At 45.4% G+C, this 16,910-nt stretch carries 14 protein-coding genes; all 14 read left to right on the top strand.

The genetic code is table 11. The features are described from left to right. Positions 1-117 precede the first annotated feature (117 nt). The 14 genes from rpsO to ACFQ3J_RS10015 all read left to right on the top strand — a co-directional run bounded on the left by rpsO (position 118) and on the right by ACFQ3J_RS10015 (position 16,648). Entirely contained in the window at positions 118-387 is a 270-nt protein-coding gene (gene rpsO / locus ACFQ3J_RS10080; protein WP_091155233.1) for a 30S ribosomal protein S15, read from the top strand. Positions 388-592: 205 nt separating this feature from the next. Beyond that, a complete protein-coding gene (gene pnp, locus ACFQ3J_RS10075) occupies positions 593-2,689 on the top strand; it encodes a polyribonucleotide nucleotidyltransferase (protein ID WP_251583240.1) in 2,097 nt (698 codons plus the stop codon). A gap of 180 nt (positions 2,690-2,869) precedes the next feature. Next, positions 2,870-3,853: a polysaccharide deacetylase family protein gene (locus tag ACFQ3J_RS10070; protein ID WP_251583652.1), complete on the top strand. Its 984-nt coding sequence runs from the start codon at positions 2,870-2,872 to the stop codon at positions 3,851-3,853. 115 nt (positions 3,854-3,968) lie between these two features. Next, the gene (locus ACFQ3J_RS10065; RefSeq protein WP_285850195.1) at positions 3,969-5,204 is read left to right on the top strand and encodes a M16 family metallopeptidase; all 1,236 of its coding nucleotides are present in this window, start codon (positions 3,969-3,971) and stop codon (positions 5,202-5,204) included. 4 nt (positions 5,205-5,208) lie between these two features. Continuing rightward, positions 5,209-5,628, top strand: coding sequence for a dUTP diphosphatase (gene dut / locus ACFQ3J_RS10060; RefSeq protein WP_379293301.1), 420 nt, complete (start codon positions 5,209-5,211; stop codon positions 5,626-5,628). A gap of 148 nt (positions 5,629-5,776) precedes the next feature. Further along, on the top strand, positions 5,777-6,661 hold the full coding sequence (dpsA, locus tag ACFQ3J_RS10055; RefSeq protein WP_091155241.1) for a dipicolinate synthase subunit DpsA: 885 nt from the start codon (positions 5,777-5,779) through the stop codon (positions 6,659-6,661). Between the two features lie 19 nt (positions 6,662-6,680). After that, positions 6,681-7,259, top strand: coding sequence for a dipicolinate synthase subunit B (locus ACFQ3J_RS10050; RefSeq protein ID WP_091155244.1), 579 nt, complete (start codon positions 6,681-6,683; stop codon positions 7,257-7,259). A gap of 153 nt (positions 7,260-7,412) precedes the next feature. Next, the gene (locus ACFQ3J_RS10045; RefSeq protein WP_091155246.1) at positions 7,413-8,459 is read left to right on the top strand and encodes an aspartate-semialdehyde dehydrogenase; all 1,047 of its coding nucleotides are present in this window, start codon (positions 7,413-7,415) and stop codon (positions 8,457-8,459) included. Between the two features lie 74 nt (positions 8,460-8,533). Further along, positions 8,534-9,751 (top strand): aspartate kinase, encoded by a 1,218-nt coding sequence (dapG, locus tag ACFQ3J_RS10040; protein WP_251583242.1) that lies wholly within the window; start codon positions 8,534-8,536, stop codon positions 9,749-9,751. Between the two features lie 27 nt (positions 9,752-9,778). Next, entirely contained in the window at positions 9,779-10,660 is an 882-nt protein-coding gene (dapA, locus tag ACFQ3J_RS10035; RefSeq protein ID WP_251583244.1) for a 4-hydroxy-tetrahydrodipicolinate synthase, read from the top strand. Positions 10,661-11,054: 394 nt separating this feature from the next. After that, positions 11,055-12,734: a ribonuclease J gene (locus tag ACFQ3J_RS10030; RefSeq protein ID WP_091155254.1), complete on the top strand. Its 1,680-nt coding sequence runs from the start codon at positions 11,055-11,057 to the stop codon at positions 12,732-12,734. Between the two features lie 238 nt (positions 12,735-12,972). Beyond that, positions 12,973-13,692, top strand: a complete 720-nt coding sequence (locus ACFQ3J_RS10025; RefSeq protein ID WP_091159065.1) for a ClpP family protease — start codon at positions 12,973-12,975, stop codon at positions 13,690-13,692. Then, the gene (locus ACFQ3J_RS10020; RefSeq protein ID WP_091155255.1) at positions 13,689-13,913 is read left to right on the top strand and encodes a YlzJ-like family protein; all 225 of its coding nucleotides are present in this window, start codon (positions 13,689-13,691) and stop codon (positions 13,911-13,913) included. The genes ACFQ3J_RS10025 and ACFQ3J_RS10020 overlap by 4 nt, the downstream gene beginning before the upstream one ends. A gap of 89 nt (positions 13,914-14,002) precedes the next feature. Next, complete coding sequence (locus ACFQ3J_RS10015) at positions 14,003-16,648, top strand: FtsK/SpoIIIE family DNA translocase (RefSeq protein WP_251583246.1); 2,646 nt, start codon at positions 14,003-14,005, stop codon at positions 16,646-16,648. Positions 16,649-16,910 lie beyond the last annotated feature (262 nt).

Here is a 16,910-nt window from a genome sequence, read left to right as displayed (position 1 = left end):
CAAGTATGTTATACTAAAAGACGTTGTTAATTAAACAACATAACCTTAGCTTTGGTTGAAGGGCTCTCACCGGCCGCAACGAGGCTAAAGGCGATTATACTGAAGGAGGTGAACAGGATGGCATTGACTCAAGAACGTAAACAACAATTGATCGACGAGCACAAAACTCACGAGTCCGATACTGGATCTCCAGAGGTGCAAGTTGCTATCCTTTCGGAAAACATCAAGAACTTGACTGATCACTTGCGTACGCACAAGAAAGACCACCATTCCCGTCGCGGGCTTTTGAAAATGGTAGGTCAACGCCGTAAGCTTCTTGCTTACGTGAAGAATAAAGACGTTAAACGTTACAGCGCTTTGATCGAGAAGCTTGGATTGCGCCGTTAATCATCGTATATCCTAACAACGACAGCCTGGTTGTCCCCGTCCTCTATGAAGAGTACGGGCTCGCAGCCGGGTTGTTTTGTAGATTGGGCTTCTTTTTATTCATAGTAGACAATGTAGAGATTGTCTAATGCGGTGTTTATGAATCAGCTTCAAGCAGGTAATACTGGATATAACGATATTAATGGAGAAGATAAGGAGGGATCTCATGGAACAACGTGTTGAAATGATGCTTGGTGGCCGAAAGCTCGTTTTGGAGACCGGAAGACTTGCCAAGCAGGCAAATGCTGCTGTGACTGCACGCTATGGAGACACTGTCATTTTATGTACTGTCACTGCTTCTAGTGAACCAAAGGATTTGGATTTTTTCCCGCTAACAGTCAACTATGAAGAAAGATTGTATGCTGTAGGTAAAATCCCAGGTGGATTTATCAAGAGAGAAGGAAGACCTAGTGAGAAAGCAATTCTTGCAAGCCGTCTGACTGACCGTCCAATTCGTCCACTATTTCCCGAAGGATTCCGTAATGATGTTCAGGTTCTGAACCTCGTAATGAGCGTGGATCAGGATTGTGAACCTGAAATTACAGCGATGATCGGTACTTCTGCAGCGCTTAGTATTTCCGATGTTCCGTTTAATGGTCCAATTGGAGGCGTAGCTGTAGGTCGTGTAAACGGCGAGTTCGTTATTAACCCTAACATTCAGCAGCAGGAAGCCAGCGACATCTATGTAGTCGTTTCCGGAACGAAGGATGCTATTATGATGGTTGAAGCCGAAGCGAACGAAGTGCCTGAAGAGGTTATGCTCGAAGCGATCATGTTTGGTCATGAAGAGATCAAAAATATTGTTGCTGTTATTGAGCAGCTTGCTGCGATGGCTGGCAAAGAAAAAATGCAGGTTAAACTGCATACTGTTGATGAAACGGCAGATAAAGAAGTGCGTGATTATGCGGCAAGCCGTCTGGTTGAAGCAGTCCGTATAGAAGAGAAGCATGCAAGACAGGATGCGATTGATGCCATTAACGATGAAACGGTTGCTTTCTTTGAAGAGAAGTACATAGAAACTCCGGAACTGCTCAAAGACGTGAAAGAAATTCTTCACGACATCGTTAAAGAAGAAGTTCGTCGTCTAATTACACACGATAAGGTTCGCCCAGATGGACGAGCACTGGCTGAGATTCGTCCAATCGACTGCGATACAAGTCTGCTGCCTCGTACGCATGGATCTGGTTTGTTTACTCGTGGGCAAACTCAAGCACTCAGTGTATGTACGCTTGGAGCACTTGGAGATGTTCAAATCCTGGACGGTATCGATCCGGAAGAGACTAAACGCTTTATGCATCACTACAACTTCCCTCCGTTCAGCGTCGGAGAAGCAAGACCGCTTCGTCCTCCGGGTCGTCGCGAGATTGGTCATGGTGCGCTTGGTGAGAGAGCTCTCTCCAAAGTTATTCCTCCAGAGTCGGAATTCCCATACACGATCCGTCTTGTATCCGAAGTAATTGAATCTAACGGTTCTACTTCCCAAGCAAGTATTTGTGCGTCAACGCTTGCCATGATGGATGCAGGGGTGCCGATCAAAGCGCCAGTTGCTGGTGTAGCTATGGGTCTGATCAAAGATGGGGAGCATGTATCCATCCTGACAGACATTCAAGGTATGGAAGATCACCTTGGTGATATGGACTTTAAGGTTGCGGGTACAGCTGAAGGTGTAACTGCGATTCAGATGGATATCAAGATTGATGGTATCGACCGCGGAATTTTGTCTGACGCGCTTACGCAAGCAAGAGAAGGACGGATGCATATCCTGGGTAAAATGATGGAGGCGATCCAAACGCCTAGAGAAACACTTTCTCCATATGCTCCTAAAATTCTCACGATGTACATTAATCCGGATAAGATCCGTGATGTCATCGGTGCAGGCGGTAAAGTAATCAATAAGATCATTGAAGAGACAGGTGTTAAGATTGACATCGAGCAAGATGGTCGTGTCTTTATTTCTTCTGCCGATCAAGAGATGAATGATAAAGCCCGTGCCATCATTGAGGGCATTGTACGTGAAGTCGTTGTAGGCGAGATCTATGTCGGTAAAGTAAAACGCGTTGAGAAGTTTGGTGCATTTGTGGAAGTGCTCCCTAACAAAGAGGGATTGGTTCACATTTCCCAACTATCGACTGAGCGTGTTGCCAAGGTGGAAGATGTCGTTGCAGTCGGTGATTCTATCACCGTTAAGGTAACGGAGATCGATCAGCAGGGACGTATTAACCTTTCGCGCAAAGCGGTATTGACAGCTGAAACGAAAGCCTAACATCTAATTGCTCTTAAAGAGAGACAGAACTCGAATTCTGGCTCTTTTTTTGAAGCATTGGAGTCCAAATTTTAAAGCAGATATTATACGAACGCCATTCCGGCGTTTTTTTTGTACATATTGGAACCGCTGCCGTCATAAAATGGGACAAATGAGGGGCGGGGGGTTAGACGTGTGAAGATGCAACATAAAAAATGGGCTGTCGTCATCGCTAGTACGTTAGTTGTGGTTACCATTGGACAAGCCACGGGCATTACGAATCATTTTCCACTTTATCGGAGTGTAAATACTGAGGATGCTTTCGATATGTACGTGAATGCGGTCCCTGAGGACGAGCTGAAGAAGCAAATTGAAGAAAAGGCAGCAGAGTATAAGGTACCACCTATTGACGCCAAGGTTGATCGGGTCTGGAAGGCCATTCCTGGATATAACGGAATTGAAGTGGATGTTCAGGCTACTTACCTTCAGGCACGTTCGAATCCGAATGCAGTCTCCATACCTTTAGTGTATAAGCAAATCCCTCCAAAGGTGTCGCTCGATGACTTGGGGGCTCAGCCGATTTATCGTGGAAATCCGGAGAAGAAGATGGCTTCCTTCATGATAAACGTTGCATGGGGAAACGAGTATATCGTTCCCATGCTGGATATCCTTGATGAGTATAAGGTAAAGGCTACGTTTTTTCTCGATGGGAGCTGGCTGAAGAAGAACGAACAAATGGCCAAGGAGATACAGAAGAGAGGACATGAACTGGAGAATCACGCCTATTCACATCCGAATATGAGCCAGCTGACGAGTGAGAGAGCTGAACTTGAAATATCGAAGACCAAGTCACTCCTTCATGAAATGCTTGGTGTGGAGAACAAATGGTTTGCTCCCCCTTCCGGAGATTATGATCAGGAGACGGTGGAGCTCGCAAGGCAGCAGGGCTTGAAGACCGTCTTGTGGACTATAGATACCGTTGATTGGAAGAAGCCGAGTCCAGATAGTGTGGTGGCCAAGATTACTAAAGGGGTTGAGCCAGGCTCACTTATTCTGATGCATCCGACAGCATCCTCAGCCGCGGCTATGCGAGGGATGATTGAAGGGATTACGCAAAAAGGGATCAAGCTGGGTACGGTTAGCGAAACCTTGTCTTCTGAGAGACTGGATGTACCGGAAAGTTGAGTGAAGCCGTTTTTTTTGGTAGGATTAATGCTGTCGATCGTTATTAATTTTTAGGAAAAGCAATGGAGGGCCAATCGTGAAAAAAATAGTACTTAGTAATGGCCTAAGAGTGGTCATGGAGCAGATTCCGACCAGCCGATCGGTATCCTTCGGTATTTGGGTGAAGACGGGTTCTCGTAATGAGGATGATTCAATAAATGGAGTGTCACACTTTATCGAGCATATGCTGTTTAAAGGAACAGACCGTTTTAATGCTAAGGACATAGCTGAGCAGTTCGATGCCATCGGCGGTAATGTCAATGCGTTCACTTCCAAGGAGTATACTTGCTATTATGCAAAAGTATTGGATGAGCACTTGCCTATCGCTGTTGATGTGTTGTCAGATATGTTCTTCCACTCCAAATTTGACAGTGAAGAGCTAGTGAAGGAGAAGAACGTTATTCTCGAAGAGATCTCCATGTACGAAGATACGCCGGATGATATGGTGCATGATCTTATCTCCCTGGCTGCTTATGGAGAGCATTCATTAGCTTATCCGATATTAGGTACGGAAGAGAAGCTCAGTGCGATGAACGAGTTCAGCCTGCGTTCCTATATGAAAGAGCAGTACACTATCGAGAACACCGTCATTAGTTTAGCTGGAAACATTGACGAGGAGAGCACGCTCGAGCTGCTTGAGAAGTTTTTTGGCTCTTTTAATGTACATAGCCCGTCTGATCAGTCTGGGATTGAGGTTCCTGATTTTAAAGGTAATCTGCTGTTTCACAAAAAGAAAACAGAACAGAATCATATTTGCCTGGCATTTCCCGGATGTTCAATCCATGATGACAAGCAGTATGCCATGGTACTCATTAATAATGCAATCGGCGGCGGAATGAGTTCACGTCTGTTTCAAGAGATCCGTGAGAAGCGCGGACTCGCTTATTCTGTCTATTCGTATCATAGTGCGCATGCAGATAGTGGACTATTTACGATCTATGCGGGTACAGCGCCTAAGCAAACAAAGGAAGTCATGGACCTGACAAGAGAGATTTTGCAGGATCTAGCTGAGAATGGGCTGACTGAGGATGAGCTGCGCAAAGGGAAGGAACAGCTGAAAGGCAGTCTCATTTTAAGTCTGGAAGGTACCGGAAGTCGTATGAATCGAAACGGTAAGAATGAACTGATGATAGGCAAGCATCAAACGCTTGATGAAATTATCGCCAAAATTGAGCAGGTTTCGATGGATGATGTGAATGCTGTTCTGGATCGAATGTTTGCACACCCTTATGCTCTTGCTATGGTAGGAGCTTCGGATCGTGCGTTTGCATCACTTAGGAGGGACGATTTTGTCAATACACGTACAAATTAAAAAAATGCCTGGAACCGAAGATATTCCGCTTCCGATGCAAATGTCTGAGCTGGCCGCCGGGTTTGATTTATATGCCGCTGTTGATGAGGAGACGGTGCTGAAGCCGGGAGAAAGAGCCTTAATTCCTACGGGATTTGCGATGGCAATTCCTGCAGGCTACGAAGCACAGATTCGGCCTAGAAGCGGTCTAGCCTTCAAACATGGCATAACTTGTCTTAATACACCCGGCACGATTGATGCTGATTATCGGGGAGAGGTTAAGGTTCTCCTTATTAATCTTGGTAACGAGCCATTCACGATTGCACGTGGAGAAAGAGTAGCTCAAATGGTCATTCAGGCTGTACCTCAAGTCATTATTGCAGAGGTTTCCGAGCTGTCTGAAACGGTGCGCGGTGCAGGCGGATTTGGCCATACAGGTAAATAGAAGAAAGTGAATTGTGAAGCCGCTCTAACTGAGAGCGGCTTTTTTTGTGCTTTAAGCGAAATATGCAAAATCCTGGGTTTTGAATCACCAGGGCGAACTTCACGGCATAAGATGACAACGTAAAGTCGTAGAAAGGAGTGACATCCTGATGTTGACCGGATTACGGATCGTCGTTCTAGGCGGAGATGCACGTCAGCTAGAGGTCATTCGTCGCTGCGCTGAGCTTGATGCGTCGGTTAGTATTGTTGGTTTTGATACGCTACTGCACATCCCGGAGGGAGCGGTAAAGGAGGAATTGAATGAACATCTCCTCACTTCTGCAGATGTAGTAATATTGCCCGTTGTAGGGTGTGATGATGAAGGAAATATTCAAGCCAAATATGCCGCAGAAGGAACCGTTCTTCAATTAACACCTGAACTAGCAGGAGCACTTCCTGTACATAGTTCGGTCTTTACAGGAATAGCGAAGCCGTATTTGAAGGAGCTGTGCAGCAACCATAATTTGCGTCTAGTGGAACTGCTTGAACGGGATGATGTCGCCATTCATAATTCAATCCCAACTGCAGAAGGCGCGATCATGATTGCGATTCAGAATACAGATTTCACGATTCACAATTCGGCAGCACTAGTGCTGGGTATGGGACGTACGGGATTTACCATGGCTAAAACATTGCAGGGACTCGGTGCCGATGTAAGGGTGAGTGTAAGACGTGAGGAAGATGCAGCCAAAGCGTCGGTGATGGGCCTAAAGCCTTTCCTGACAAGGGATTTAGCGAATTATGCCGGGGAGGCCGACTTGATTTTTAATACGATACCGTCTATGATTATCACAGCACAAATCCTGTCCAAAATGAAACCTAAATCGTTAATTATTGATCTGGCCTCAGCGCCTGGAGGGACCGATTTCCGCTATGCGGAAAAGCGCGGAATCAAAGCGATGCTCGCTCCTGGGCTCCCTGGCATTGTTGCTCCCAAAACAGCTGGTGAGATTATCGCAAACTCGATCGTCAGTTTGCTGCTTTGTGATCAATAATGAACGGAGGAATTAGGTTATGAATTGGCAGGGAAAAACGGTTGGTTATGCGATTACAGGTTCACATTGTACTTTTGAAGAGGTTATGCCGGTCGTTAAGCGGTTTAAAGATGAAGGTGCGGATGTTGTGCCTATTATTTCAAATACGGTGCTGACAACGGATACCAGGTTCGGTACGTCCGAAAGTTGGCAAAAACAGTTGAAAGATATAACAGGTAATGATATCATTTCTTCAATTGTTGAAGCTGAGCCTCTGGGACCGTCCAAAAGGCTTGATGTATTGGTCATTGCTCCTTGTACAGGAAATACCACTAGCAAGCTCGCTAATGCGATGACGGACAGTCCAGTGCTTATGGCTGCCAAATCCCAAATGCGGAATCAGCGCCCGGTCGTTCTCGCAATTTCAACGAATGATGGACTTGGTTTGAATGCAGCGAATATTGCCAAATTACTTGTAGCCAAACATATTTACTTTGTGCCATTTGGGCAGGATAATCCACAAGCGAAACCAAATTCGCTCGTCGCTAAGATGCATTTGACCCCTGAAGCAGCTTATGCAGCTCTTGAAGGAAGACAAATGCAGCCGATCCTTATGTGAAGCGACAAGCGTTATGTTAATTCACTTCACGAACGAGAGGTATCGCAAGATGCCTTTTTCGGGGTGTAAATATACCGGGAAATCCGGCTGATGAAGAAAGAGTCATAACAAAGCACTTTCGTTAGTCAGTAATCAAAGGGGAGATACACTATAATGAGCAATCAAAAGTTTAATGTGGCTGTCGTGGGTGCGACGGGAGCAGTAGGAGAACAAATTATCGGTCTACTCGAGAAGAGAGATTTTCCGATTAATAAGCTTAAGCTGTTGTCTTCCAAGCGCTCTGCCGGCTCCACGATTAACTTTAGAGGCCAAGACATTACAGTAGAAGAAGCAACCCCTGAAAGTTTTGAAGGAATCGAAATTGCACTCTTTAGTGCGGGCGGTGATGTAAGTAAGGAGCTAGCTCCTCATGCTGTTCGTCATGGTGCAGTTTGTATCGATAACACCAATGCTTTCCGTATGGATGAGAATACACCGCTTGTTGTACCTGAAGTTAACAAAGAGAAGATCAGCGAGCACAACGGCATTATTGCTAATCCTAACTGTTCCACAATTCAAATGGTAGCCGCGCTTAAGCCGCTGTATGACCGCTATGGTATTTCTAAAATTATTGTATCCACATACCAAGCTGTCTCGGGTGCCGGCAGCCGTGCCATTGATGAGATGCTTCGCCAATCGAAGGCTGTACTGTCTGGTGATGAGGTTAATCCGGATATCCTTCCAGTAGGATCGCTCCCAGTGAAGCATCAAATTGCTTTTAACGCAATTCCACAAATTGATAAGTTCCAAGATAACGGCTATACATTAGAGGAAATGAAAATGGTTCGTGAAACCAAAAAAATCATGTCGGATGATGCACTCGGGGTTACAGCGACATGTGTACGTATCCCGGTTATTTATGGTCACTCCGAATCGGTATATGTAGAACTTAAAGAAAATTATGATCTAGAAGAAGTAAAAGCACTGCTGGCAGAAGCTCCTGGAGTCACTCTTGTAGATGACCCGGCAAATCAGCAGTATCCCCTTGCGACAGATGCAGCTGGCAAACCTGATGTGTTTGTAGGCCGCCTTCGTCGCGACTTGGGGAATGAAAATGGACTGAATATGTGGATTGTATCGGATAATCTTCAAAAAGGCGCTGCATGGAACGCTGTGCAAATCGCCGAAATTATCGCATCTGAACGCTTAAGCAAAGCCTAAGTTTTCATTCCATTTGTTTTACGTACTTTCTTTCAGCTTAAGTCTTCTTGATATACAAATGGAGGAATACATGCATGGGTATTTTAGTGCAAAAATTTGGGGGAACATCCCTTTCAACACACGCCGCAAGAGAACGTGTTATCGGACATATGAAACGCGAAATTGCTGCCGGACATTCATTAGTGGTTGTCGTCTCTGCGATGGGTCGCAGAGGCGAGCCTTATGCTACGGATACACTTCTGGACTGGATTGTTCAGAATGGAAATGCGCTGCCTGCGCGTGAGAAGGATATTCTGTTATCCTGCGGAGAACTGATTTCAGCAGCTACACTTACAAGCCTGGTTGAGCATGAAGGAATTTCAGCAACCGTACTGACAGGTGGTCAGGCTGGCATACTAACTGACGATCAATTTGGCAATGCCCGGATTCTCGCCGTTAAGCCTGAACGAATTCTTGAAGAACTGAAGACACACCAGGTTGTTATTGTGGCGGGGTTCCAGGGCGCCAATGAAACAGGTGACATAACGACACTGGGACGCGGAGGCAGTGATACTTCAGCTACAGCGCTCGGTGCTGCTCTGCATGCGGATATGGTCGATATCTATACAGATGTGGACGGAATTCTTACCGCAGACCCGAGAATTGTTGAGGATGCAAAGCCGCTCTTGTATGTTGGATATGCGGAGATCAGCAATATGGCTCACCAAGGTGCGAAGGTAATCCATCCTCGTGCAGTGGAAATCGCGATGCAGGCACAGATTCCTGTGCGTGTCAGATCAACCTTCGGTGATGGGGAAGGAACCTTAATTACGCATCCTGAAGGGATCAAGGACATACAGACTGGAATTGTGGACCGATTCGTAACGGGTATTGCCTATGTGAATAATGTCACGCAAATTATGGTTGAGGCAGACAAGGAAGTTGGTAAACTTCAGCTACAAGTGTTCAAAGCGATGGCTGAGAATGGAATCAGTGTTGATTTTATTAATGTATCACCTTCCGGAGCTGTTTATACTGTATTTGATTATGACTCGGAGAAGGCAATTCGTATTCTTCAGGAAATGGATCTTAAGCCTAGAAGCTTGTCAGGTTGTGCTAAGGTCAGTGTCATTGGTGGAGGCATTAATGGTGTTCCCGGAATTATGGCTAGAATTGTAGAATCACTCGCAGAGGCGGATATCGAGATATTGCAGTCTGCGGACTCCAATACAACGATTTGGGTACTTGTCAAGAAGGAAGATATGGTGGGAGCGCTTCGTGCACTTCATTCCAAATTTGAACTTCATCGCTAGAGACGAGAGTGCAAGGAGGATACAATCGTGGAATTCGGAAGACTAATAACAGCAATGGTTACCCCGTTTAACGATGAAGGCGGTATCCATTGGGAAGAAACCTCCAGACTAATCAATTACTTAATTGATGTGCAAAAAACAGATACATTGGTCGTTGCTGGCACAACAGGCGAATCACCGACATTATCCGAACATGAAAAAGTTCAGCTGTTTGAATTTGTAGTTAAGCACGCTGCAGGCCGTGTCAAAATTATTGCCGGTACAGGCAGCAACAGCACGCATCATTCGATCGAGCTTACCCGTGAGGCGGAGAAGGCCGGTGTGGATGGTGTGCTTCTGGTTGTTCCTTATTACAACAAACCGAACCAGGAAGGAATGTACCAACATTTTTCTGCGATAGCCAAGGCGACCTCCCTTCCTGTAATGCTGTATAACGTACCTGGACGAACAGGAGCCAGCCTGTCTGTGGAGACGACGCTTCAGCTTGCAGCTATTGATAATATTGTTGCCACTAAAGAGTGTGCATCCATTGAACAGGTGGCACGGATTTCAGGTGCTGCTCCTGAAGGATTTAAAGTCTATTCAGGCGATGATTCTTCAGTGCTTCCAGCTCTGGCTGTGGGTGGATACGGTATTGTCAGTGTAGCCGGCCATATTGTTGGTGCATCAATGAGAGAAATGATTGATGCCTATGTTAGCGGTGATGTGTCGAAGGCAGCTTCGATTAATCATCGATTATTACCTGTTTTCAAGGGCTTGTTTGAAGCGCCGCATCCGGTCCCTAATCCGGTTGCAGTCAAATATGCACTTGCACTGAGAGGTTATGCGGTAGGCACCGTTAGACTGCCTCTTGTACCTCCTACGGAGCAGGAGCAGGAATTTATCCGTCATTTGATCAGTAACGTATGATCATGTAATATTGGTGGTTATAGAAGTGTCAATTGTCAAACCCTCGTACTCAAGAAGTTTGAGTACGGGGGTTTTTTGTAAGGGATAGGGAAGTTCTATGAAGCGGTAGCTAAGGCTTAAATGTACTTCAGAAGCGCTGTTTAAAGAAGGGGAACTTGTTTGTTTTCATATGAAATGGAGAAACTAAACCTTACAAAACGTGACTGACTTGTTTTTTCAGTTTTTAATCATGTATAATGATGTCAAGTGACTGGGTGCGGTATATTTTTGAAATAGATTGTTTAACAGCAAAGTGTGTGGGAACTTCGGCTGAGAAGCTATAGGTTTCTTTAATAAAATAGTAATAATATCATTAAGGTACGACGTCCAACTACCATAGGAGGTTCAGATTCTTTTGTCAAAAAAAAATAACAACGATAAATTGATGATTTTCGCATTGGGCGGCGTCGGTGAAATCGGTAAGAACATGTATGTTGTTCAGTACGGTAATGACATTGTAGTCGTAGATGCAGGTTTAAAATTTCCAGAAGAGGATATGCTTGGCATTGATATCGTCATTCCAGATATTTCCTATCTAACTGAAAATCGAGATAAAGTAAAAGGGATTGTACTGACACACGGACATGAAGATCACATTGGCGGATTGCCTTATGTACTCAAACATCTTAATGTACCAGTATACGGAACCAAGCTTACACTCGGACTTGTAGAAAATAAGCTGAAGGAAGCTAATTTGCTTGGCGAGACCAAGCGGATTCTCATCAACGAGGATTCCGAAATACAGCTTGGCAATAGCCTTAAGGTTAATTTCTTCAAGACAAACCACAGTATTCCTGATTCTGTAGGTGTGTGCGTCGAGACTCCAGAAGGTGCCGTTGTTCATACGGGAGACTTCAAATTTGACCATACTCCAGTCAATGGTCAGTATGCAGATCTTCAGCGTATGGCAGAAATCGGTTCCAAAGGCGTGCTGGCACTGTTATCAGATAGTACGAACGCAGAGAAGCCAGGGTTTACTCCTTCAGAGAAAAATGTTGGAGTCGTTATGGAGGATATTTTCCGTAAGGCAAGTCAGCGAGTGGTTGTTGCGACCTTCGCATCGAACGTGCACCGGATCCAGCAAGTAATTAACGCTGCTGAAACAACGGGACGCAAAGTAACCGTGATCGGCAGAAGCATGGTTAATGTAGTGAGTATTGCTTCCGATCTTGGTTATCTGGATATTCCTGATGGCATGATTATTGAGCCGGAGGAAGTAGGGAAGATTGCCGCAGATCGAGTTGTTATATTGTGCACAGGCTCCCAAGGGGAACCGATGTCTGCGCTTACTCGCATGGCTCGCTCCACACATCGTAAAGTCGATATCTTGCCTGGTGACACAGTCATTATTGCAGCAACACCAGTTCCAGGTAACGAGAAATATGTTGGGCGTACGATAGATGAATTGTTTAGACTTGGCGCTGAGGTTCATTACAGCGGAGCTAACTCTGGCGTACACGTCTCCGGTCACGGCAGCCAAGAGGAATTGAAACTCATGCTGAATCTTATGAAGCCTAAATATTTCATTCCAATTCACGGTGAATTCAGAATGCAGCGTCGTCATGCACTGCTGGCTGAGTCTGTGGGTATTGATTCAGATAACATCTTTATCACGGATGTTGGTGAAGTTGTTGAGATTCAAGGTGGAGCTGCTCGCAGAGCGGGCAAGGTTTCTTCCGGAAATGTATTAATCGATGGTCTGGGTGTAGGCGATGTAGGAAATATCGTACTGCGTGATCGCAAGCTGCTGTCGCAAGATGGAATTCTTGTCGTCGTTGTTACGCTTAGCAAGCAGGACGGTAAGATTGTTTCCGGTCCTGACATCATCTCCAGAGGATTCGTGTATGTTCGTGAATCCGAAGGTCTGTTGGATGAAGCTAATCGTATTGTAACAAGTACGCTTCAGAAGCTTATGAGTGAGAATGTCAATGAATGGGCATCACTCAAAACAAATGTCAAAGACGCGCTCGGACGTTTCTTGTATGAGCAAACGCGCCGTCGCCCTATGATTTTGCCAATCATTATGGAAGTATAGTAAACCAATAACTTCAAACGAAGGCACACAGTCGCCTCTTCTAAGCTAACAGGTAATATTGGACGGTTCCCTGTTAGCGCGGAAGAGGCTTTTTCGTGTGTATTCGTGTGTATAAGATCCGTTATGGAATTGTCATACTAACCCAGATATTGAAGACAAAACTTTCAAAGGAAGTGTTGATGTGACAAATCCGTTATTCGGCAAAGATAAAGGCGAAAGTCCAAAGAACGAGACGCCTATGCTGCCTCCTGAGCAGCAGCCCAAGACTAATCCTGTTGTAAATACAATACAAGAGCTTGGTCAAACTACAGTCCCTTCCGGGGAATCCAATATCTTCTGCATGACAATTATTGGTCAAATCGAAGGGCATCTTATTTTGCCTCCACAAAATAAAACAACGAAATACGAGCATCTCATCCCACAGCTGGTTGCGGCAGAGCAAAATCCACGGATCGAAGGCATTCTAATCATATTGAATACCGTTGGCGGTGATGTGGAAGCAGGCCTTGCCATCGCAGAAATGATTGCTTCGATGTCCAAGCCCACGGTTACTGTTGTCATCGGCGGAGGTCATAGTATCGGGGTGCCTATAGCCGTCAGCAGTACGTATTCCATTATTGCGGAGAGTGCTACAATGACCATTCATCCGATACGCATGAACGGGTTATTTATCGGGGTTCCCCAGACCTTTGAGTACATTGAGAAAATGCAGGAGCGGGTTGTGCGTTTTGTAACTTCCCACTCTCGTATTACGGAGGATCATTTCAAAGAGCTGATGTTTAAGCAGGGGGAATTAAACCGGGATATTGGTACAGCAGTAGGCGGAAATGATGCAGTTCAATATGGCTTAATGGATGCGGTGGGTGGAATTGGTGATGCCATTGCAGAACTGAATAAGTTGATTTTGTCGAGAAAGGGTATGAGGGCTGCCGCTTCTCCTGGAGGGATGACACAATGACCCTATATACGATAATGTCAGGTGAGCAGATCTTTGAAGGAATGTGGAAAGAACAGCCTGCACTATTAGAGATGGAAGTAGAAGGCCGATTATTGCAGATCATGCCTGTTAACGAACGCTCAGGGGTTATCGTAAGGCTGATTAATGGCAGTCTGTATGATTATCTGGATTCTGCATATGCTCCCGGGCGTGAAATTTCGCTTAACTCTGCTCAAAATTAGGCATATGGACTCGTGGTCAAGATTCGACGAAAAAGAACATATGTGCGGATGTGGACTTATGGTATAATATTCTTCTGGAGGTGACCTTTTTGGCCAGAAGAAAGAAAAAGAAAAAGAGAGCAGCCCTTGGCGGGGTTCTTAAATATGAGATTTATGGGATCATATTGATTACCCTGTCGGTTATAGCTCTATCGGGTGAAGCCACTGTAGGACGATCATTGTCCAAAATGTTTGGACTTCTGCTCGGCAAGTTTTACTTCATCATCCCGTTAATTGGTATCTACTATGGATTAATGGTGATGATTCATCGTAAATGGCCATCAGGGTGGAATCATCGTAAAAGTGGAGTTCTTTTGTTAGTTCTTGCATTGACGTTAATGAGCACAATATCAGCCATGGAGCAGAAGCTGAGTCCTATAGGTGAATTGAATCCTGGCGGTGTTATGTCTCAAATACATATCGATTTGCAGACAGAGCTGTTAAGGCCTGCTGAAACGGGCAACGCTTCGATGCTTGGTAAGGACATCAGCGGCGGATATACAGGTGCAGTGGAATATTCGGCATTATTATGGCTGTTCGGAAGCATGGGGGCCAATCTCATGATGATTGTCATGTTCATCATCAGCTTCATGCTGATTACGAACTTATCCTATGTAGATCTGATTCGTATCTTCAGAACGCGGGTTCTTCGCGCAGGGAAATCACTTATCCAGAACTGGAGCACTTCCAAGACAACAGCGGTGCGTCACAAGAAGAAGCAAACTAAACAGAAGACGAAGGCTGTTCCGGTCCATGAGGAAGTTGAGGATGAAGAAGAGGAAGAATTAGTATCTCCTTCCCGGAAAAAGATTCCTTTGTTATTTCAATTGTTTGGACAAGGAACCAGCAAGAAGAGTAATGCTTCCAATGGTGAGTTGTCAGTTCACGATGATGAAGAGGAGCATGATGGACAAGGAGCTGTTATATATGGTGAATCTTCAGCTCCTGTCAGCCGCTCTCAGCAAGTATGGCATGAGGACGCGTCAGACAATGATCAGGATCTAATTCCTCAGAAAGATCGTGGAAACCCTCCATCGCCGATCATTCGAGATTTCTTCGAGAATGTGCGCAGTGAAGGATCGGTATTGGAGGAAGACCTGGATGACGCTTACGAGGCCAAGGACACTGTACATGAGGAGATGCCGTTCCCTGACGAATTTGTGAATGACACAGCTGAAGGTAATGCAGAATCTATAAGCGATAGTGCAAATGAGCAGTTGAACTCTGCTCCGTCAGCAGAAGCGGGTGAACAGAAACCACCTGCTAAGCCGCCGAAGCCTTACAAGCTGCCTCCTTTTCGCCTGCTTGCTAAACCAAACGGCAGTGGAAAGGGAGGAGATCAGAACGATTACAAGCAAACGGCGAGGAAGCTGGAAGCGACGCTTGAAAGCTTTGGTGTCAGAGCCAAAGTGCTTGAGGTTGTCCGAGGTCCTGCCGTAACGAGATATGAGATTCAGCCAGATATCGGGGTTAAAGTTAGTCGGATTGTCAGTTTAACAGATGATATCGCACTCGCGCTCGCAGCCAAGGACATTCGTATGGAGGCACCTATCCCCGGGAAATCGGCAATAGGTATTGAAGTGCCTAACAGCGAAGTATCGGTAGTAACGATGCGGGAAGTGATGGAGACAGCTACATTCCAAGAAGCTGAATCGAAATTGTCGATTGCTTTTGGCCGGGACATCTCGGGACAGACGATTGTTGGAAACCTGGCGCGAATGCCCCACTTGTTAGTCGCTGGGGCAACTGGTTCAGGTAAATCGGTATGTATTAACGGAATCATCACGAGTATTTTGTATAAGGCTAAGCCTACGGAGGTTAAGTTTCTGATGGTCGATCCGAAGATGGTCGAGTTAAATGTGTACAATGGCATTCCTCATTTGCTTGCACCTGTCGTCACCGATCCGAAACGCGCTTCTCTTGCACTTAAGAAGATCGTAGTCGAGATGGAGAAACGTTATGAGCTATTCTCTAAGTCGGGTACACGTAATGTCGAAGGGTACAACAATCTCATGAAGGACAACCCTGATGCGGTACTGCCCTACATCGTCGTTATCGTCGATGAGCTTGCAGATCTTATGATGGTTGCCGCTAATGATGTCGAGGATGCCATTGCAAGACTTGCACAGATGGCTCGTGCGGCAGGTATTCACCTGATTATTGCCACCCAAAGGCCATCAGTAGATGTCATCACCGGTGTGATCAAGGCGAATATTCCTTCTCGGATCGCTTTCGGAGTGTCCTCTCAAGTGGACTCCAGAACAATACTCGATATGGGCGGTGCCGAGAAGCTGCTTGGACGAGGAGATATGCTGTTTATGCCTATGGGCTCTTCTAAGCCTGTTCGAGTTCAGGGTGCATTTATGAGCGATCATGAGGTTGAGAACATTGTAAGCTTTGTTAGCAATCAGGCTGACGCAGAATATGACGAATCGCTTGTGCCAGAGATCGATGATTCGGTTCAGCAGGCAGATGAAGTACAGGACGAATTGTACGAGCAGGCAGTCCAGATTATTCTTGAAGCGAAGCAAGCCTCCGTTTCCTTACTGCAGCGTCGTATGCGGGTAGGATACACTCGTGCTGCCAGACTAATCGACTCGATGGAGGCCAGAGGTATTATTGGACCTTACGAAGGCAGCAAACCGAGAGAAGTCCTTGTATCACTAGAGCAATACCAAGCTAATAAAATAAGCTAATAATCCGCTCATGCGGTGCTAAAGTATTGATTGAAAGAATGAAGGCCTCTAACCCTTTAAATAGGGATAGAGGCCTTTTTTATACAGATCGAAAAATGAGTGATCTTGATTACCATCCTTTTACATGCTCTCGATATCCATGGTTAGTGCATAGGAACAATAAATGCTAAACATAATAATTGTAGCCATCGAATCAATTTCATAAATCATAAACAGGTAATATGAAATTGATTCTCAAGAGAACATTAAAGAAAGGTAGATT

This window comes from Paenibacillus provencensis (genome assembly GCF_042678545.1).
In the GTDB taxonomy this organism is placed as follows: domain Bacteria; phylum Bacillota; class Bacilli; order Paenibacillales; family Paenibacillaceae; genus Paenibacillus; species Paenibacillus provencensis.
This window is presented reverse-complemented; position numbering and strand designations above follow the sequence as displayed.

Coding starts and splice junctions, on each gene's coding strand:
- ACFQ3J_RS10025 (WP_091159065.1), top strand. CDS start 12,973: ATGCTGCCTCCTGAGCAGCAGCCCAAGACTAATCCTGTTGTAAATACA.
- dut (WP_379293301.1), top strand. CDS start 5,209: ATGCCTGGAACCGAAGATATTCCGCTTCCGATGCAAATGTCTGAGCTG.
- ACFQ3J_RS10050 (WP_091155244.1), top strand. CDS start 6,681: ATGAATTGGCAGGGAAAAACGGTTGGTTATGCGATTACAGGTTCACAT.
- dapG (WP_251583242.1), top strand. CDS start 8,534: ATGGGTATTTTAGTGCAAAAATTTGGGGGAACATCCCTTTCAACACAC.
- rpsO (WP_091155233.1), top strand. CDS start 118: ATGGCATTGACTCAAGAACGTAAACAACAATTGATCGACGAGCACAAA.
- ACFQ3J_RS10065 (WP_285850195.1), top strand. CDS start 3,969: ATGGAGCAGATTCCGACCAGCCGATCGGTATCCTTCGGTATTTGGGTG.
- dpsA (WP_091155241.1), top strand. CDS start 5,777: ATGTTGACCGGATTACGGATCGTCGTTCTAGGCGGAGATGCACGTCAG.
- ACFQ3J_RS10020 (WP_091155255.1), top strand. CDS start 13,689: ATGACCCTATATACGATAATGTCAGGTGAGCAGATCTTTGAAGGAATG.
- ACFQ3J_RS10045 (WP_091155246.1), top strand. CDS start 7,413: ATGAGCAATCAAAAGTTTAATGTGGCTGTCGTGGGTGCGACGGGAGCA.
- ACFQ3J_RS10070 (WP_251583652.1), top strand. CDS start 2,870: ATGCAACATAAAAAATGGGCTGTCGTCATCGCTAGTACGTTAGTTGTG.
- pnp (WP_251583240.1), top strand. CDS start 593: ATGGAACAACGTGTTGAAATGATGCTTGGTGGCCGAAAGCTCGTTTTG.